Genomic DNA, 19,696 nt, shown 5'->3' with positions numbered 1-19,696 from the left:
AACAATAAATGTAGAGGTGAAATAACTAATTATGATTCATGAAAAATTTAACGGTATACATGGGGCAATTAACTATTATCATGAACCCGCACTGGCAGAATTCCCAACAATTGTCTTTTTGAGTGGGTTGTATAGTGGTAGTGACTATTATGCAATGAAATCCATGGCCGGCCATATTCAAGGACCATTCGGGAAAGTGTTCGTCGATTTTCTCGGGCGTGGTGAAAGCGCGGAAACTGATGTGCCACGGACTAATGCCAATATTACTGACGAACTGCACGAATTTATTGAACAAGTTATTGGTGAACCGGTGATTTTCTTTGTACAGGGGATGAGCGGTGTTTATGTAGTGGATTTCATTGATAAATTCGCAGAGCTAGTTTACGGTGTGATTGGCATTGAACCGATGACGGGTGTAGTCGGCGAATATGAAAACCAGCCCGCATATCAGGCAGTACAATTTGCGACAATGACCACGGAGGAACAGGCAGTGGTCTTGGAGGATAGTGAATTAACGGCCGCCGAAAAAGCTATGGCTAAAGAACTTGAACGACCAGTTACGGCTGGAACCGTCCAAGACGAAATGCAACGTGCGGAGGATAATACACACGCCATTCGGAATAAAAATATTCCCGATGGTGTTCCAGTGTTGCTTTTCACGGAACCATATCGTTTAGAAGAATACAAAAATTCTGAATATGCGAACGGTAATACCAAATACATTGAACTAGAAGGTAGTCACCACTTACATTCCGATGAAATTGCCTTACGGACGAATGAATGGATTGCGATGTCATTATTAAGTGGCGGGCAACCATCAGTTTAAGTTTAAAATGCGAGAGTGTTTCACGTGAAACACACGGGCCAACGCATTTTAGTTGAAGTGAGTAGTCCGATGGTGTTATAGTTCGAGATAACAAATCGAAGGGAAGTGGACGCAATTGAAGACAGCAAATCGTTAAACGAATATTTCATGACCAGTCAGGGGTGAAGTCCGCTTTGATGGTCGTTTATTCAACGGTTTGTAAGTATTCAATTATGTTCACTACGTTAGCAATGGCTCTTTGTGCACATGAATGAAGGACTCAGCAATCGTGCTGGGTTCTTTTTGTTTTTAGATTTAGTGAGGTGACCACAATGGGAACAATTCAAATTCAAAATTTATCATTTCGGTACGATAATCAACTTACTCCCTTATTTGATCATGTTGATTTGCAGTTCGATGCAAGTTGGCACTTAGGATTAATCGGGCGTAATGGACGAGGAAAAACGACCTTACTTAATATTTTGCGCGGCAAATTGGAATATCATGGTCATATTGTTACGGACTTGAATTTTCAATATTATCCGCAGCCAATCGACGACATGACGCAGAATACATGGAATGTAATTCGCAGTATTACCTCACTTGAGGAGTATGATCAGTGGAAAATTCTGGTGGAATTTTCTAAGCTTGAACTACCAGAAGACATTCTTGAACGGCCGTTTACGACGTTGAGTCCTGGACAACAAGCTAAAGTGTTATTAGCAAGTTTATTTATTGATGAAGGTAATTTTCAATTAATTGACGAACCAACTAATCACTTGGATATTCAAGGACGGGAAGTGGTCGCCCAATATCTACAGCAAAAATCGGGATTTATTGTTATTAGTCACGATCGAGTGTTCTTGGATCGGGTCATTGATCATGTGTTGTCGATTGATCGCGCCAAAATTAGCTTGTACAAAGGCAATTACTCGACGTGGCACCGCGAAAAATATGCGCGTGATGATTTTGAACGGCTTGAAAATGAAAAATTAAAAGACGAAATCAGTCGGCTATCGAAAACCGCCCGCGAAAAATCAGTTTGGTCCGGTTTCCGTGAAAGTATGAAAAATAGTGCGAAGGATAGTGGATTTGTCAGTCATAAAGCCGCCAAAATGATGAAACGCTCCAAAGTGATTGAAGCCCGCTCGAACAAAGCCATCACGGAAAAAGAAAAGCTATTGAAAAACTTGGATGAAGTGACTGAGCTTACGATGAATTACGAACCATTAGCACCGAAACAAATCTTGGTGAGTGTTGATGATGTTCAAGTTAAGCGGAATGGCGTCGTAATCAATCAGCCAGTAAGTTTCACAATCAAAACGGGTGAACGGGTTGCGCTGAACGGGATGAATGGTGCTGGTAAAACAACATTATTACATGCACTTTTTCATGATAGAACGGTTACAGCTAGTGGCAAACTTGAACTGCAGCCACAACTCAAAATCAGTTATTTGGCGCAAGATTTAAGCGATTTGCATGGCACCTTGGATGATTATGCAGCTACGCAAGCAGTTGGGTATGATGAACTTGTAAATGTGCTCCGAAAGTTGGGCTTTGAACGCGATATTTTTGAAAGTAACATCGAAAATATGAGTATGGGCCAAATTCGTAAAATCGCGCTAGCAGCTTCGTTACTAAAGCCGGCGAACTTGTATATATGGGATGAACCTTTGAATTATCTTGATGTGTTAACGCGGGAACAACTAGAAGATTTAATTATCGAGTACAAACCTACAATGCTATTTATCGAGCATGACCAAGCGTTTGTTGAACATGTAGCAACGCAACAAGTGAATTTAATTAAGCAAAATTGACGCCGAATTAAGAAAAAACTAAATGCTAACTAAAGCCATTACTTAAGGAAGGTTGCTTTCTGGTGTGATTCTAGTTACAATTAGTAAGTCGATGTTTGACAAATAAAATGAAATCCTAAGATCGCAGGGAACTGTTCAGGCAGTGTGGCTTTAGTGAAAGTATGGGGAATAAAAAAATGGATTCAAAATTTCTTGATTTAATGGGTAACCGGCGCTCAATTTATGCGTTGGGGGAAAACGTTTCAGCAACTAACGAAGAATTAATCAGCTTGATTGAAAATGCCGTGCGCCAAGCACCAACTTCATTCAACGCTCAATCAACCCGTGCGGTGATTTTGTTTGGTGAAGCCAAGGATTACTTCTGGAACACGATTGTGACGGATCGTTTGAAGCAAGAAGTTCCTGATGAAGAAGCTTTCAAGGGTACGCAAGCTAGAATGGATGGTTTTGCGGCTGCCAAGGGAACGGTTTTGTTCTTTATTGATGAAGCAGTTATTAAGTTCCAACAGGAAAACTTCCCAATCTTTGCGGATGCGTTCCCAGGTTTTGCTGAAACTGAACAAGGTATGGCGCAATTTGCAGTGTGGACGGCTTTAGCAGAACAAAATATTGGTGGGAACTTGCAACACTACAACCCAATTATTGATGCTGCTGTGACGGAACACTTTGACATTCCTGCAGAATGGACCTTACGTGCCGAATTGAACTTTGGCTCAATTGAAGCACCAGCTGGTGAAAAAGATTTCATGGCTGATGACCAACGTTTTAAGGTTTTTGGTAACTAATTTACGAATTTTGAGGACCATCTGCCAAATTTGGTGGGTGGTTTTTACATAGATTTACGTGAATTCAGTGAAAACCTTGATATGTAAGGCTTTTCATCGACCAAATAGTCGATATGTCAACACAAGCACTGCTTTCACTGATATAATGACAAATGACAACACAAAAAAGGAGGAACGGGACTTGTTAACTGTTTCTAACGTATCTGTCGCTTTTAACGGCAAAAAATTGTATGACGATGTAAATGTAAAATTCACTGCTGGTAATACTTATGGGGTGATTGGTGCCAATGGTGCCGGTAAATCAACTTTCTTGAAGGTATTAGAAGGTAAATTATCACCAACTACCGGGAGTGTTTCAATTTCAACTGGTGAACGTATGTCTAGTTTGAACCAAGATCACTTCGCGTTTGATGATTACACAGTTCTTGATACTGTAATCCAAGGTCACAAGCACTTGTACGAAGTGATGAAGGAAAAAGACGCCATCTACTTGAAAGATCCTTTCACGGATGAAGATGGTTTGCGCGCCGGTGAACTTGAAGGTGAATTTGCTGAAATGGGTGGTTGGGAAGCCGAATCAGACGCTTCACAATTGCTCCAACAAATTGGTATGCCTGAAGACATGCACTACAAAATGATGAGCGAATTGACTGAATCTGAAAAAGTTAAGGTCTTGTTGGCCCAAGCATTGTTCGGTGAACCTGATATTTTGGTCTTGGACGAACCTACCAACGGTCTTGATACCCACACGGTTGATTGGTTGGAAGGCTTCTTAGCTGACTATCCTAACATCGCCATCATCGTTTCCCATGACCGTCACTTCTTGAACGCTGTGGCAACCATGATGCTTGATGTCGACTTTGGTAAGATTAAGATGTTCGTGGGTAACTACGACTTCTGGAAGCAATCATCTGAATTGGCAGCGAAGTTACAATCTAACGCTAACGCCAAGAAGGAAGAAAAAATCAAAGAATTGCAAGAATTCGTGGCCCGTTTCTCTGCCAACGCCTCAAAGGCCAAGCAAGCAACGTCACGTCAAAAGCAATTAGAAAAAATTACGCTTGATGATATCCAACCATCAACCCGTAAGTACCCATGGATTAAGTTTGAAGCATTGCGTGAACTTGGTAATGACTTGTTACGTGTTGATAACGTTTCTAAGACCATCGACGGTGTGAAGATTTTGGATAACATTACTTTCATCGTTAAGCCTGGCGAAAAGGCCGCTTTGTTGAGCCGTTCTGATGTGGCTACTACAACATTGATGGAAATTCTTGCTGGTAAGATGGAACCTGATTCAGGAACTGTTACTTGGGGTGTTACCACAAACCGTTCATACATGTCTAAAGATTTGAACGAAAACTTTGATGACCCTAAGGCAACAATCATTGATTGGTTGCGTCAATTCGCTTCTAAGGAAGAAAGTGATAACACCTTCTTGCGCGGAATGCTCGGTCGGATGTTGTTCTCAGGTGACGATGTTACCAAGGAAATCAACGTGCTTTCTGGGGGTGAAAAGGTTCGTGTTATGCTCTCTAAGTTGATGTTGTTGAAGACCAACGTGTTAGTTATGGATGATCCTACTAACCACTTGGACTTGGAATCAATTACTTCATTGAATGAAGGTATGATTGACTACAAGGGTTCAATTATCTTCGCTTCGCATGACCGGGAATTCATTCAAACGATTGCGGATCACATCATCGAAGTTACGGCTAACGGTGTGGTTGAACGTGCCGAAACTACTTACGATGAATTTGTGGAAAACAAAGACATTCAAAAGCAAATCGACGAATTATACGCTAAATAATCAAAAAGGAGCTGGGACAAAACCTTAGCTCGTTATAAATAAATAGGCCTCAAGATTTCGTTTTTTGAAATCTTGAGGCCTATTTTTTATGTATATATTGTTTACTCACGAAAAGGCATCATTTGGTGGCCAATTTCTTCATGTTCATTGCCATCAAGGCGATTCCGACTTCACGTTTCACTCGCTCGATCCCTCTGACCGAGAAGCGAGTGAACCCAAAATAAGCTTTCAATCTGCCGAAAACCGATTCTACGTCAATCTTTCGTTGGGCGTAGATGGCTTGGTTTTCTTCTTTTGAAAACTCACTTCTAATTTTCGCTTTATGATATTCAAATGCCGGATTCACTGTAATTTTTCTCGTATATCCTTTAGGCGTTAACGCAGCCGCAATATCTTCTAAATTTTCCGTCTGAGCTTCAGCTTCATAAACTTTAAAGTCACGAACGAATCCGTATTTATCAGTTCGTTTACTTAGACGTTTAAAATTAAATCTAACGTTTCGTGGGTCCACATAATAGTCATCTTCCGCACAGTAATTCCAATTCATGACTTTCCGTTCATCGGTCTGCCACTTTTTGCTGGTTTCTTTTAACATCGTGCCGTATGGAATCAGCACTGTAGTAGCTGGGTATTCATCTTCGAGTTGCCGATAATTACTTTCCGAACCATATCCGGCATCTGCGACAATCGTTGAACCCAACGTTTCGTATTGTTTGAGTTGATCAACAAAAGGCATCAACGTACGCGTATCAGTTGGATTTTGGAAAATTCCATAGCCTAAGACAAATTGAGCGTTGGTAGCGATTTGTAAATTATAGGCTGGTTTCAATTGACCATTCTGCATGTAATCTTCTTTAACCCGCATGAAAGTAGCGTCAGTATCAGTCTTGGAATAGCTATTGCGTTCATTATAAGTTTCTATTTGGTGTTGATACGCTAGCTTTTTGTCACGAATATGTTCAACCTTATTAAGGTCTTTTTAGTATTCCGGCGCGCTTGTTTGGCGGGGTTAGGCCGACACTTTCTGTGTTAGCTACGACTTGTGCTAAGTACGATTCTAGGTGCGCAATCACATCGTCTAATTCTTTCAACTGACAAATCAGTATATTCTGGTAACTGTAATGATTGTTGTTCTGCCATAATATCTTGAATTAATTGTTGAGCTTTGACGGTATTCATTTTATCGAAACGAATTGTGTTTTTCTTCCACACAAAACTGAACTTGTTGGCATCCGCTAAAATTTTGGTACCGTCAATATAGATTACATCATCAATATATCCTTTGTCGTGAAGTAATTTGGTGAAACGCGAAAACGCCGAGCTAATCATGGCTTCTGACAAGTCTGACACTCGGAAACGATTAATTGTGCGATATGATGGCTGTGCTTCTTGAGTCAGCCACATCGCAATAATGTTTTCTTGGGCGAACTCGGCAATCCGCCGACCGCTACGCACGCCACGGGTATATGCGAATAAAACTAGTTTCATCATTAATCGTGGATCATACTCAAGTGGTCGACCAGTAGTATAGAAGATAGTTACGTCCATGTCCTCAACTAATTCGTTAATGTAGTGTGCCACATGATTTTTATCAGGTTCATAAGCCGTTGGAATATCCAACATGATTTGGTTCATGTTATAATTTTTCATAGGGAATACCTCACTGTGAATAAGGGACGACCGACTTGATAACGTTGCTGTTACAGCGTTATCTTTACATATAATTATACTAAAAAGAGCTTAACCGCACGCTTTTCAGCACTTGGTTAAGCTCTTTTTGGGTCTGGAGTTATGTCCCAGCCCCTTTTTGGGTGCCATTCTGTCTGAGGTGGGATTGAATAAAAATTGCCACTTCGTGTCTGGAAATTACTTGGCGCACTGCGCTGGAAGCAACCTCCCAAGCCAAAATGCGGTCTTGTGAGGTTCGAATAAGCTGGGACTCTAAGGAATAAATTCCTAAGAGTCCTCATCTCATCCTCAGCGGAAATATGTGCTACACACATATTCCCCCAGTCGCGGTGTAAAGGCTGCGCCCGCCAAGCAATTTCCAGCCACTCCGTTAGTTAGTGATAATTTTCAAACTTGTAACTGCGAACCGGTAACACAAAATGCCGAATTTAATCCTAACGCGCCAAGAGTACTTAGCTTTTCTCGGCTTAAAAGGAAGGATCACGGTACACCAATCTGATTCCTAGGCATTGCGTTAACATGCAAAAATGCTCAAAAAAAATTCCTCACTAGCCATCGTGAAAGGCTGATAAGGAATTTTTATTTAAACGTTATTTTTTGACCGTCTTAGTGTAGGCGTTGATGTACATGTTACCACCGACGCTATTGGTGTAGTTCTTCCATTTGAAGTGTTTACTTTGGGTTGAAATGTATGAACGCCCAGTCTTAACAATAGGGTACGTTGTACGACCCTTTTTTGAAAGGACTTGAACGGGCATCAAGAAGCTAGCTTTGTTTGAGCTATTAACGCGCACAATCACGGTGAAATCAGAGTTAGACTTCAGTGATTGGGCTTTTTTAAGTTTAATCTTTTGTAAACCAGAGCGAGTTATCGTGCCACTCCCAACTTTTTTGATGCCTTTCATTGACGTAATCTTACCAGTTTTCAAACCTTTACGAGCAAAGTAAACCGTGTATTTAACGTTGTTTTGCATCGTATAGAATGAGAACTGCTTGAGTTTTTCAACTTTATTTTTCTTAACTTTTTTGGCTTTGTAAGTGTTGGCTAGGTATAACGCTTTACGTTTAGCAAATTGATCGTAGGCTTGTGGCGCACCATTAACTTGCGTGTATTGCTTGTATGATTGCTTTTTACCGGTCTTAACAGCGTGGAGATCGCTTTGGAGAACGTAAAGGTCATAGTAACTAAGCCATGCGTAGCCTTTGTCTAACACACTAGTACCCCAAGAACTTTTAACTAAGAAAGCACCATTGGCCGGTGGTGTTTGGTTAAAATTATGCCGGTCATAGTTATCATCCCATCCAACGATTGTAACTTGGTGGTCAGCGGTGGCCCGTTTATAGCCTTGACTTGATGAGGTTGGCACCTTATTCAAAGCACTTACAGGTACATATGAAGTGTACGCTTTGTCTGGGAGCGTTTTTGTGTAGACGGGGGTGTTAGTTGAGAAAAGTGAATCAAATGTTTCCTCAGCTTCGACCGCCAAACTAGCACCACCATAATCACGAACATATTGCTTGATTTGGTTGGCACGATTACGCATTGTAGCAGTTGAACCACTGGTAATACCCCAAATATCGAAGATTCCAGCGACGTTCATTGATTGATGTTTTTTGGTGATTTTAGCAAAACTCTTGATATTGCGACCGGCGCTAGTTGGATAAACCGGTGTACCCATGACGTTTTTTGAGACTGGTGTGTAGCCTTGGAACGCAGCTACCTCTGCCCAAGTATCATCACCCCCACCATTGAGTTTCCGTGGTTGCGCCATGAGGTTTTTATTACCTTGTGTAAAGGCATTGGTTGCAAGTAAATAATTATAGTAGTTAGGTGAAAATGTCCGCTGGATGCCTTGTGATTTACGCAGCGACAACGCCATTAAGTCGGTTGCCGTATACGCCCAACAAATATCGAGGTAATTTTGATTACCAACGGGTGTTGCAAAGCGGCTACCGCGGGGGTCGTATTTAGTAGGTAGGCCGGCAGCTTTAGGAACTTGCGTTTGTTGGGTAGTCAACGGTGCTGAATAAGTATTATTGCTACCGAGTTTGGGTAGCGCTTGATTTAAGTTCGTATCGGCCAAAACAGCGGTGGCTGGTGAAAATACCAATAGGGCCGCAAGTGAGGCGAGAATTATTTTTTTGAATTTCATTTTGACGCTCCTTATCTGTTAATTTAGGCGACCTTATACGTGCAAATAGCCAATTATCTACCTTAATATTAACAGATATGGGCAGAATAATCTGTATCAACCACTCAATTGGCATGAAGGTAATTTTCACAAAGAAATAATGCAAATTACTGGAATGTGTATTGCTTTGTTTGAAGTCGGTATTGAGTTTTTATTGGAAAAAAAGTGTAAGATAGAGATGAAAAATGAAGGAGGTTGAGTGATGTTATTCGTATGTTATGCAAAATGCAGTACATGTGCCAAGGCGCGCAGCTGGATGAACGAAAATAAAATTGAATACCATGAACGTGATATTAAAGGTGATAAGCCAAATTATGAGGAATTGAAGGTGTGGTATAAGTTGAGCGGACTACCACTAAAGCGCTTCTTTAACACAAGTGGGCTAGTTTATCGGGATTTAGGTTTGAAAGATAAATTAGCAACGATGACCGAAGATGAACAACTCCAGCTGTTAGCGACTGATGGCATGCTAGTTAAGCGACCACTGGTTGTTGATGGTGACACAGTGTTAGTGGGGTTCAGGGAAAAAGAATGGGCTGCACATTGGGGCGTTGAATAAAGGCTCTGTTCTGTCTGACGTGGGATTGAATAAATTTGGCCACTACGTACCAGTAAATTACTTGGCGCACCACGCTGGAAGCAACCTCCCAAGCCAAAGTGCGGTCTTGGGAGGTTCGGATAAGCTGGGACTCTAGGGGATAAATCCCCAAAACTCCTCATCTCATCCTCAGCGGAAATATGTGCTATACACATATTCCCCCAGACGCGGTGTAAAGGCTGCGCCCGCCAAGCAATTTACCGGTACTCCGCTAGTTAGTAATGCTGCTCAAACAAGCAAACAAGCAATTGTCTATGGGCAGATTCAATCAAATCAGTTATCACTGATTTTGTGATGTGCTCAAAACTAGTACTTAGGGTATATTCAGTGATATGTGAGCATCCTTAAACTTCTTAAAAAAGTGCAGAAACGACAATCCCACGCTAGAAAAAATATAACCTGAATAAATAGAAAACAACCAGTACAGACCCCATTTGGGCATTGTACTGGTTGTTTTGGGATTTTTATATAGCGGACACAACTAAATTGGGCTCTATTCCGTCTGACGTGGGTTGGGCGAAATTAAGCTTGTGAAATAACCCTGGAATCTTAACGGATTTCGGGGTTTTATTCTGTCATCAATTTAGTGAATTGTGATGTTAAAACGTGTTTATTTAATAATTGGAGACGAATTCGATGGAAGAAGTTAGCGGGTTTAGCGTAACCATAGGCGGTCCGTTTCATTTGTTTGATACGTCGATTAATGCCTTCAATACGCCCGTTACTGGCTTTAACTCTAAACGATTCAATGATGCCACGTCTGTATTTCTTATAAGTTTTGATGACCGTATCCATGGGCGTGCCAGTAGTTTTATAGTTTTTAAGTAGCGCGACGAATTCATCTTCCTTGCGGCTGTTTACGGCCCGTAAAATAAGCTGATAGATTTCGCAAGCAATGCCCAAGTTTGGGCATTGGGTATAGACCTCATCAAGGATGTCGATGGTGAAAGCGTATTGATTAATGCCTTTGAACCAGCGCGATGCGAAAATATCATACTTTGACTCGTTGGTTAAGAAAAGTTTCCAGTTGGACTTGAGAATTTTGTAGATTCGAGTACGGTTGTCGACAGTGTTTTGGTACCCAGTTCGGACAGATTGAACGGCTTTCATCGCCAGTTGGACAGTATGAAAGCGGTCGATAACGACCTGTGCGTTAGGAAACATCCGCCGGACAACAGTTTGATAGTTGGCGTTCATATCAGTGACCACAAGTTTCACACATTTACGATTTTTTAACGAGAAATTCGCCAAATAGCCCCTAACTTTAGCGTTCGTGCGCTCTGGGAAAATCTCGATAAAATCAGAATTCGAGCCATTGATCATTTCGAAGCCGTAGCGATTTTTCATGTATTGAACTCATCAATACAAATAAACTGGTGGGAGTTGTTGTTCATAGTTTGGCCGGTAACGGGTTCAGCTGTGGCCGTTGAGAAGTTTATGAATCTTAGTGTGTGATAGTTTGAGGATATATGAAATCAACTTGGCTGAGATATCAAATCGTGCGAGGTCGAGTATTTGAAGCAATAAAGGGCGTGTAATTTTAGAATTGTCCCGTAAATCATGGGATGGGCGACAACAGTACGGCGCAAGCCGTTACACTTATAACGTTTTTTGTCGAGATGTAGGACTTGATGATAACCGTTTGTGGAAGGCAATACGTGAACCGAATATTCCGTGGAATGGCGATACAAACTTGAATGAGCACAGTAAGGGCAACATTCAGGCATAACATCAAGCGTAGCGGCGTAATTAAGGGTTGCGTAATCATGTTTGTCATTCTGAGTAAGATAGTTGAACTCACCATCATCAGTAATGTGAAAATTGAAATTTGGGTCTGTTAATCCAGTGGCACGTAAGATAGAATTATTAGTGGGCATATGTCGTATTTCCTTTTCTGTTTGTGTGAGAACTTCAGAATAACAAGGAAAGACGATGTATGTCTTTTTATTTTGGGAAAAGTTTGTGAAATTTGAATACCAAAAAAGCGTGAGATATTGAAATCCCACGCTAAAAAAAATACAGCCCTAAATTGTCTCATGGAGAGCTGTTAAAACATCAGAAAAAGATGCCACGGATGATTTTTATGGAAATATGTACGCCAGCGGTAGCACGACTTTTTGATGACAGTTTGTGGTAATTTTATCGCTATACAATTAAATGCAAAGAAAAAGTGGTACAAGATTGATGTATCAACCTTGTACCACTTTATGAAACTACCTAAGTTTCTCTGATGGACAGCCAGGGGATCGAACCCTGGACCCACGGATTAAGAGTCCGTTGCTCTGCCAGCTGAGCTAGCTGTCCATATGATATCTTGTTGCCTTAACAACAAGATATATAATACCATGTGAATAAAGTTCGTGCAAGTATTTTGCGTAAAAAAACCAAAAAATATTATTGCGGAAGAATTTGGTGGAAATAGCAATGAAATAGCAATTGGTTGATTTTTATTTTTGCTTCTATTGGGTGATGCACGGTGCTAGAATTATAGGCTCTATACTTTTTACTGTTGGTGGAGAAATCCGTCAGCAGTTTTTTATGTTCTTCGCGAGGGTGGAGCAAAGCGACAGATGAGCCTAGAATAGATAATTATGTACAAAACAAAAAGGACATATTAAATGTCCATCACCACGTTCCAACCGACAAAAATCAAAAAGTATGCGAGGTTATTTATTATGTCCCAAGACAATTGTATCTTACGTGAGTTAAATTTAAAAGATAAAAACATCCATTTTACCGACAATGAAGCAGGAGAATGGAACTATTTTGATTATCGTGGTCGCGGAGACAAGCGACATAAATGCTTAATTTATACCGCTAATTTAACCTATTCCGTTAGCCGATGCAGTGACTGTTGGTTTTCCGTGATTTGCGTCCGAGCAACTGGGGGTGGACTTCAAACCGAGATGCGACTCACTGGCACCGAGCTTTGTGGATGTTGCGCTTAGCGCTGCCGTAAAACAACGTTTTTCACTGTAAGAATTTGTGGTAAATACATTTACAGCAGCCGTTCATCCGACTTCGAAAAAGAACTGCCAAATTTCACGAAACACGAAAGTAATCGTAAAACAGAATCTAAACGAAGATATGATGACAGAAAAAACTGTAGCTAAGCACCTTCATATCTCACCTAATTCTGTACAACGAATCGAATATGACGCAATATACGAAGGCGGACAATACAAGTATCAATACAATTTTAAACAACAATTACCCGAAGCTATTTCCATGGATGAGTTCCGCTCAGCCAATGATCAGTTTAGCTTTATTTGGTGTGATGCCACTTCAATCAAGCAATTTGAAGTACTGCCCAATCGACTAACCAAAACAATCAAACAATATTTTCTTGGATTTTCACTAGCTAATCGGAGCGTGTTTAAAGCACGTTTGTCATGGATATGAACGCTCAATAACCGCCAGTTTCATTAAGTTTTCTTATTTCCGAACGCAGAAATCATTATCGACGGCTCCAATATCGCTCAGCGTATCGGTAACGCCTTGGATAGTGTTCGTAAGAACATTCAAAAACGCATTGATGATAAACAAAATAATCGAGCCTATAAAATCATGAAGAGTCAATGGAAAATCTTCCACATGATGTATGAGGATCTCGAAAAAACGAAACCTTATTACATGCGTGGAATTAATGAATATCTAACACAAGAACAAGCGATTGGCATCGTCTTCGACGAATATCCTGAATTTGGTCAGGTTTGGACTGCATATCAGGAAATTATGAAAGCAATGCATAACAAAGATTTATCAGGTTTCGAAGACATCATCACTCATTACACGATTATGGGAAACGATATGGACAGCGCAATTTCGACTTTCGCCAAGAAATTAATAAGGGAATTCAAAACAGCATCACCTCGAACTATTCAAATGGACGCGTTGAAGGTATGAACCACAAAATCAAACAGCTTAAACGTAACTCGTGTGGTTACAAAAATATGGCTCACTTACTCTGGCGAATCCGTCAGATTTTTTAAGATGTCCCAATCTCCATTTATTTGGCTCATATGTCACTCCGTTCCATCCTCGCAAAATAAACAAAAAAGGAACCAGAATCCATTAAGATTCTAGTTCCAAAATAGTCCTACCAACAGAATTTGACACAGAGCCGAATTATAGGCATTAAGGGGGATATAGAGGATGGGGAAATTTAATTTTAGTGATAGAAAAGTGTATCTTTGTGGCTGGTTATTACTATTCATAATTACAATTGGCTTGGCGTTTTTCAAATTAACTGAAATAATTTTTGTGTTGAGCGCGGTTGATATGTTAGTTTTACAAGTTATCGTGGGCGAACATTATCCGAGCGAGGTTGATTCTGAGAGAATGTTTGGCATGAAAGGGATTGATTTGCGGTTTTTTACGTGGCAAAAAGCGCATAAGCATGCAAAATGGTGGTTATTGGTCCCGAGTGTGTTGGTATATGTGATGGTGATAGGGTACGTGCTTAATTATAGGGTTAATTTCATACCGCGCAATTTTGCATTGCCGCTTATGTTTTTAATTATTTCAGGATTAGCATATTTTTTCAGTAGCGTTTACATTGCTGAGCCGGGGCGCTTTTTTCGTGTGATGACAAAATTGCAAAGAATCAATATTATTATGGCTGCGTTAATGATTATCGCAGGATTGTTCATTTTTATTGATTTTAGGGCAAACATCATTGGCTTTTTAGTTGGTGCGCAATTAGTTATGTGGGGGAGTTACGTGTTCTATATGCGCCAACAAAGTGTGCATAATCCGCGGCAAATGCGGTTAGTCCAATACTATAGTGGAAAAACAGAACTTGTCGTGGTGGCAATGATTATCTTGATCAAGGTGGTGAATTCGGACAGCATTTCAGGCGTTTGTGAAGCCATAGTATGGATTGTGATATTTGGTATCACTTGGATTATTGCTGATTTATTACAACAAGTAAAAGCGGTAATTTAAATAAAAAAGAAGTGGGACAAAAGGCGATCTGCAACCTTGATCTAATGAAACTTAATTCGTCAGCGATAGCGAGCGTGATGATGAATTAAGTGAGTTATATCAACGGTTACAGCCTTTTGTCCCACGTTAATAAGCCGGATTTCCACCTTACTACAATAAGGGGAAAGCCAGCTTACTTTGCGGGGCTGGACAATTTATGTCCCAGCCTTTTTTTGCGCTATTTTTAGTTAATCTTTGTCATTTTTAGGTAAATGCTCATTAATCATGTGTTCCGCCATCTTCCGTTGGACAGAGGCGAAGACACCATTAGATTGGTCAGCGTTATCAAAGTCAGCGCGCATACCCTCAACCAGTTTAGTTAGGAGCGTAAGTAATTGAGCTTCTTCCTCATCGGTGAGGTATTGGAGACCGCTTGGGATATCCTGTTCTAGGTCTGTAATGTTAGCGCGCCCAGCGTCAGTTAATGTAATTAAGGAAATTCGCCCATCTTCAGGGGATTTGTTTTTGGCAACCAAGCCTTTTTTGACTAATTTTGTGACAAATTCCGCAGTCGATTGGGGCGTCATGCCCAGGTATTCAGATAATTCTTTTTGTGAAATGTTGTTATGATCTGATAGGACCAGCAAAATTTTACCTTGGCCACGCAGGGCATTTTGCCCCCGGCCATGTGGTGTAGTTAAGTGGGTTAACATGCCTACTTGAAAAAATTTATCAATTAATTGTTGGCGCTCATAAAGTGTACTCATAGCAAGTCCCTCCAAGGATTATTATAAGGGAACCTGTCCATTTATTCAAACTAAACAACAGGGTACCTGAATAAAAATGTTGACATTATAATCAGGTACCCTTAGTATATAAAACATCAGGACACCTGATTAATCGAAATTTAAAAACAAGAGGCACGATGATGACAGTAGAAAATGCAATTGAAATTAAAAATTTAACGAAGAAATTTGATGATAAAGTCGCAGTTGATAACGTTTCATTTGAAGTAAGGAAGGGCGAAGTATTCGGCTTACTCGGACCTAATGGAGCTGGGAAGACAACCACGTTACGGATGATTACTACGTTGCTAAACGCTACGAGTGGTGAAGTTAAAATCTTCGGCCACGATGCGTTCAAGGAAAGTGCCACAGTTCGTTCGATGTTTGGTTTGACTGGCCAATATGCTTCAGTTGATGAAGATATTTCGGCACGGGAAAATTTAATGATTTTCTCACGGTTGAATGGGTTGTCACGTAAAGAAGCTAAGCAACGTACGCAAGATTTATTGGCAGAATTTTCATTAATTGATTCGGCTGATAAGGCAATTTCAGCATTCTCTGGTGGGATGCGGCGCCGTTTGGATTTGGCAGTTAGCTTGATAGCACGGCCACAATTAGTGTTTCTTGATGAACCAACCACCGGCTTAGATCCACGCACACGTACCCAAATGTGGGACACCATTCGAGATTTAGTTGCCAAGGGATCAACGGTCGTTTTGACGACACAATATTTGGAAGAAGCCGATGAATTAGCCGATCGAATTGCTGTTATTGATCATGGTAAGCTCGTTAGCTTGGGGACGCCTGATGAATTAAAAGATTCCGTTGGGGGTTCTTCATTGAAAGTCCAAGTAGCCAATGATACGCAAATTACAATTGCTAAAGAAATAATCGAAAATATTTTGCACACTGACGTTGAAATTAAGGCGAAGAACAACGAATTATCAGCGCAGTTAGAAAATCCTAAGTTGTTGACGCCAATTTTCAACGAATTAACGACAAAACAGATTGATATCGAAAACATCTCTGTGCAAAAACCATCAATGGATGACGTATTCTTCGCATTGACGGTGGGAAAAAACTAATTAAAAAATCGGTAATTACCAACATATAAAAGAGGATAAAATCATGCAAGAAACTACAATGCGTAAGCCTAATGTATTTGCTAACATCGGGACTTTGGCATACCGTAACTTACTTAAAACACTGCACAACCCAGAACGCTTGGCGGATGTAATTATTATTCCAATTGTCTTTATGGTCATGTTCACCTACATTTTTGGTGGCGCGATTTCTGGAAATATTTCAGCTTACTTGCCCGTAATTGTTCCTGGGGTACTCATGCAAGCTGTCTTGAATGCTGCTTCTGGTTCAGGTTCACAAATTCGGGAAGACTTGGACACTGGGGTCTTTGACCGTTTCAAATCGTTACCAATCGCACACATTGCACCATTGGCTGGGCAATTATTTGCTGATATTTTACGCCTAGTTATTGCGGTAACCGCTTCAATCCTAACTGGGTTAGCACTTGGTTGGCGACCAGATGGTGGTATTGGTCATGTCATCATAGCCGCCGGATTAGCAATTTTCTCTGGTTGGGCAATCAGCTGGATTTTTGCATTATTAGGTTTGGTATTGAAGAGTGCCGCATTACTCCAAAGCTTCTCAATGTTGGTAACGATGGGGATGACGTTCTTGTCATCAGCCTTTGTACCAATTAAATCATTACCAAACTGGCTGCAAGTGATTGCGAATATCAACCCACTAACGCATATGATTAGTGCCATACGTTCGTTACTTGATAAGGGCGTTTGGGGTCATGAAGACTGGTTAGTACTCGGAATTGGTATCGTGATTGTAGTAGTGATGGCACCATTGACGTTGCTCGCTTATAATAAGAAAAATTGATAAGGAAAAACTCGACCGTGAAGTGGCCGAGTTTTTTTGTGCCGGAATAAAAAACGCGCTAGGATTAGTGAAGAGATTATGATAAAATTCTAATCAACGTTACATTGTGAAAACATTAACTATATTCGGCGGGAGAGAATGGAAATGAAGAAATTAGGGATTATTATTGCGAGTGTACTAGTTACATTAGGTATCGCAGCCGGATCAGTAAGTGCTAGTTCGATACCAAAATTTAAGCCAAAGTACAAAACATATTCGGCTAAAACGATTAAGTCTTATAAGCAGGAAGTACCTAAGCAATTCCGTAAGACGTTGTACTATTTTAACGAATCAACGCAATCAGTTAACAAAGTCGTGATTGGCAAACGCTCTGCCAAAGTGATTGTTAACACGCCTCAAGGTAAGGGGATAATTTCCAAAATCAGTACCAAGACTGGCGTGGCAGTTAGCTATAATAAGAAGACAAAAACGGTAGTAATCAAGGATTGGCTGAAAAAAGGTAATAAATATGCTAATGGAGAGGATTCTATCAGTATTAGTCATCTTGGGGATAAGTTGTACGGCCTCGAAATCGACCGCTGGTCATCAGTTGATGATATTAGTAAAGACTGGTATCCTCTTGCAAGTACATTAAAAGAGCCGGTAAATTTTACAATAGGAAATCAAAAGAAGGCTAACAAGAAATATTTCGCTGGCAAAACGTATGGGGATGATTACTTCAATAAAGGTACAGCAAGTGGTAAATTCTTTGTAATCGATAAGAAACTCAAAAAATTATCTTTCTACTACACCACTAAAAATTCAACAAAACTCGACGAATATAGTTTTAAAATTACTAAGTTTAAAACGAGCGGTAAATTAACGACAATTACGGCCGAGGATAAAGATAGTAAAGCGGTTGAAACGTTCCAACTGAAACAAATGTCGTATTTAAAAGACGGCAAGGTCAACATTGTGAAAGTCACTAAGGATCAAACTGTCGTTAACGGTAAAAAAATTAAGGATGGAATGGGCTTTTCCAAACGTGTATTCTATCAACGTTCAGGTAATATTAGTTAGAAGGATAAATAGTTAAAAATCCCCCGCTGCCAAAATTAATTGGTAACGGGGGATTTGTTATTTAAGCGAGTTTATTTTTAGATTTAGGCATCAAATTTTTCAAAACGAGGAGGAGTAGACCGGACAACATCACCCAAATCAAGCCAACCGTGGTGTGCGTCCAGAAACTAGCGTGATAGTAGATAATCCCACGAGTGCCATCTAATAAGAAACGCATTGGCAACCAAGGATAAACCCAAGATTTATAGAAGTATGTCAACATTTCAGGCGCCAGTTGCAAGATGGGGAGGGCGAAGAGCATCATCAAGGCAAACAGCGGAATACCGGCCATACCTGTCCATGAGAGAACCCCGAGAACTAGGTTGATGAAAGCAAATGCGGCTAATGAGGCATACAAAGCTAATGTTAGATAGTTATCGTAGTGGTAATCCATAATCCAAGTGGTGAAACTCGTAGTTGAGAAACCGAGGATAAGTGCAGTAACGCCAGCGATAATAACTTGTAATCCAGTAGCGTAGAATCGCTTACGTGAATTGTGCCAACCAAATTCTCTACCGGCCAAGAAGAGCATCACACCAGCGAGTAAACTTCCTATCCAAAGAGGTTGGAAAAAACTCGCGGCGGCTGTTGGCTTAGCCGATGTTTCATGTGAAACAATTGTCGTAGCTTTGATTGGTTGTAGCAAATTAGTAGCGATGGTAGCTGGGACAGCTTGATTTTGAGCAGTAAAGCTAGCCAGCACTTGCGTGGCGATGGCAGTGTTAAAGCTAGTCAGCAGTTTATTAAATAGTGTTGTGACGGCGGTAGCAATCGTGGCGTTCTTACCTTGATTAATCACGATATTTACTGTTGGTTGCGTGGGCTTTTTAGTCGCTAAAGTGGCAACATCAGCTGAAAATCCAGATTTAATGATTAAGGCACCATAGTATTTTTGGTGATCCATTGCTTTTTTAAGCACTTTAGTAGATTTAACAGTTGTCCACTTAATGGTAGTGGCATTTTTACCACCGGTTGTTGTGAAATTTTCGAGCTTGGTAACCATGGTGGCACTGACAGGCCCGTTATCTTCATTAACAACGGCTAATGGTAAGTTTTTGACGGTAGTGTGGGTAGCCGGGATTTGGGCTACAACCAATAATAATGAAGCGATGACGCCCGCAATAATTGCTAATCCCCAAAATTTATTCTTCAACATAGTTAACCTCTTTTCAATATGCAACAGTGTGTCTGTTTTTGATATACTTAGATTAATGTAAAAAGATCAAAGCCACAATCATCAATATTGAACGTTGTGTTGCATTTTCAACACAATTGGCCGAACT

General features: G+C 40.5%; 17 protein-coding genes, 1 tRNA gene and 1 pseudogene. 12 read left to right on the top strand and 7 right to left on the bottom strand.

Annotated features, from left to right (window positions below):
• The first annotated feature begins 31 nt into the window (after positions 1-31).
• The 4 genes from EQG49_RS06935 (at position 32) to EQG49_RS06920 (ending at position 5,217) form a co-directional block, all read left to right on the top strand.
• The gene (locus EQG49_RS06935; protein WP_133363288.1) at positions 32-826 is read left to right on the top strand and encodes an alpha/beta fold hydrolase; all 795 of its coding nucleotides are present in this window, start codon (positions 32-34) and stop codon (positions 824-826) included.
• A 311-nt stretch (positions 827-1,137) separates the two neighbouring features.
• A complete protein-coding gene (gene abc-f, locus EQG49_RS06930) occupies positions 1,138-2,622 on the top strand; it encodes a ribosomal protection-like ABC-F family protein (protein ID WP_133363287.1) in 1,485 nt (494 codons plus the stop codon).
• A 176-nt stretch (positions 2,623-2,798) separates the two neighbouring features.
• Positions 2,799-3,407: a nitroreductase family protein gene (locus EQG49_RS06925; RefSeq protein ID WP_133363286.1), complete on the top strand. Its 609-nt coding sequence runs from the start codon at positions 2,799-2,801 to the stop codon at positions 3,405-3,407.
• A gap of 181 nt (positions 3,408-3,588) precedes the next feature.
• On the top strand, positions 3,589-5,217 hold the full coding sequence (locus tag EQG49_RS06920) for an ABC-F family ATP-binding cassette domain-containing protein (RefSeq protein ID WP_133363285.1): 1,629 nt from the start codon (positions 3,589-3,591) through the stop codon (positions 5,215-5,217).
• A 118-nt stretch (positions 5,218-5,335) separates the two neighbouring features.
• Here EQG49_RS06920 and EQG49_RS13960 read toward each other — a convergent pair whose 3' ends face one another.
• From EQG49_RS13960 to EQG49_RS06910, 3 genes are all read right to left on the bottom strand, one after another.
• A complete protein-coding gene (locus EQG49_RS13960) occupies positions 5,336-6,082 on the bottom strand; it encodes a transposase (RefSeq protein ID WP_243115692.1) in 747 nt (248 codons plus the stop codon).
• Positions 6,083-6,246: 164 nt separating this feature from the next.
• Positions 6,247-6,867, bottom strand: a complete 621-nt coding sequence (locus EQG49_RS13955; RefSeq protein WP_243115691.1) for a transposase — start codon at positions 6,865-6,867, stop codon at positions 6,247-6,249.
• A gap of 629 nt (positions 6,868-7,496) precedes the next feature.
• Positions 7,497-9,059, bottom strand: a complete 1,563-nt coding sequence (locus EQG49_RS06910; protein WP_133363284.1) for a lectin like domain-containing protein — start codon at positions 9,057-9,059, stop codon at positions 7,497-7,499.
• Positions 9,060-9,300: 241 nt separating this feature from the next.
• Between EQG49_RS06910 and EQG49_RS06905 the strand changes: the two genes are divergently transcribed.
• The gene (locus tag EQG49_RS06905) at positions 9,301-9,657 is read left to right on the top strand and encodes an arsenate reductase family protein (protein WP_133363283.1); all 357 of its coding nucleotides are present in this window, start codon (positions 9,301-9,303) and stop codon (positions 9,655-9,657) included.
• A 606-nt stretch (positions 9,658-10,263) separates the two neighbouring features.
• Here the strand turns inward: EQG49_RS06905 and EQG49_RS06900 are convergent.
• The gene (locus EQG49_RS06900) at positions 10,264-11,043 is read right to left on the bottom strand and encodes an ISL3 family transposase (protein WP_133363282.1); all 780 of its coding nucleotides are present in this window, start codon (positions 11,041-11,043) and stop codon (positions 10,264-10,266) included.
• A gap of 884 nt (positions 11,044-11,927) precedes the next feature.
• Positions 11,928-12,000: transfer RNA gene (locus tag EQG49_RS06890), tRNA-Lys, on the bottom strand.
• 783 nt (positions 12,001-12,783) lie between these two features.
• Between EQG49_RS06890 and EQG49_RS06885 the strand changes: the two genes are divergently transcribed.
• The 4 genes and pseudogenes from EQG49_RS06885 (at position 12,784) to EQG49_RS06870 (ending at position 14,643) form a co-directional block, all read left to right on the top strand.
• A complete protein-coding gene (locus EQG49_RS06885) occupies positions 12,784-13,098 on the top strand; it encodes a hypothetical protein (protein WP_165964817.1) in 315 nt (104 codons plus the stop codon).
• 45 nt (positions 13,099-13,143) lie between these two features.
• Positions 13,144-13,602: pseudogene (locus tag EQG49_RS06880) on the top strand (transposase); the annotation flags it as partial.
• Entirely contained in the window at positions 13,539-13,688 is a 150-nt protein-coding gene (locus EQG49_RS14180) for a transposase (protein WP_423245979.1), read from the top strand. The pseudogene EQG49_RS06880 and the gene EQG49_RS14180, both read left to right, overlap by 64 nt.
• A gap of 163 nt (positions 13,689-13,851) precedes the next feature.
• Complete coding sequence (locus EQG49_RS06870; RefSeq protein WP_133363278.1) at positions 13,852-14,643, top strand: hypothetical protein; 792 nt, start codon at positions 13,852-13,854, stop codon at positions 14,641-14,643.
• 227 nt (positions 14,644-14,870) lie between these two features.
• Here EQG49_RS06870 and EQG49_RS06865 read toward each other — a convergent pair whose 3' ends face one another.
• A complete protein-coding gene (locus EQG49_RS06865) occupies positions 14,871-15,389 on the bottom strand; it encodes a MarR family winged helix-turn-helix transcriptional regulator (RefSeq protein ID WP_133363277.1) in 519 nt (172 codons plus the stop codon).
• Positions 15,390-15,550: 161 nt separating this feature from the next.
• Between EQG49_RS06865 and EQG49_RS06860 the strand changes: the two genes are divergently transcribed.
• The 3 genes from EQG49_RS06860 (at position 15,551) to EQG49_RS06850 (ending at position 18,374) form a co-directional block, all read left to right on the top strand.
• A complete protein-coding gene (locus EQG49_RS06860) occupies positions 15,551-16,492 on the top strand; it encodes an ATP-binding cassette domain-containing protein (protein WP_133364551.1) in 942 nt (313 codons plus the stop codon).
• Positions 16,493-16,535: 43 nt separating this feature from the next.
• Entirely contained in the window at positions 16,536-17,315 is a 780-nt protein-coding gene (locus EQG49_RS06855; protein WP_133363276.1) for an ABC transporter permease, read from the top strand.
• Between the two features lie 144 nt (positions 17,316-17,459).
• Complete coding sequence (locus EQG49_RS06850) at positions 17,460-18,374, top strand: hypothetical protein (protein ID WP_133363275.1); 915 nt, start codon at positions 17,460-17,462, stop codon at positions 18,372-18,374.
• Between the two features lie 61 nt (positions 18,375-18,435).
• Here EQG49_RS06850 and EQG49_RS06845 read toward each other — a convergent pair whose 3' ends face one another.
• Positions 18,436-19,569, bottom strand: a complete 1,134-nt coding sequence (locus tag EQG49_RS06845) for a YhgE/Pip domain-containing protein (RefSeq protein ID WP_133363274.1) — start codon at positions 19,567-19,569, stop codon at positions 18,436-18,438.
• Positions 19,570-19,696 lie beyond the last annotated feature (127 nt).

Origin of the sequence: Periweissella cryptocerci (assembly GCF_004358325.1) — a bacterium.
Taxonomy (GTDB): domain Bacteria; phylum Bacillota; class Bacilli; order Lactobacillales; family Lactobacillaceae; genus Periweissella; species Periweissella cryptocerci.
This window is presented reverse-complemented; position numbering and strand designations above follow the sequence as displayed.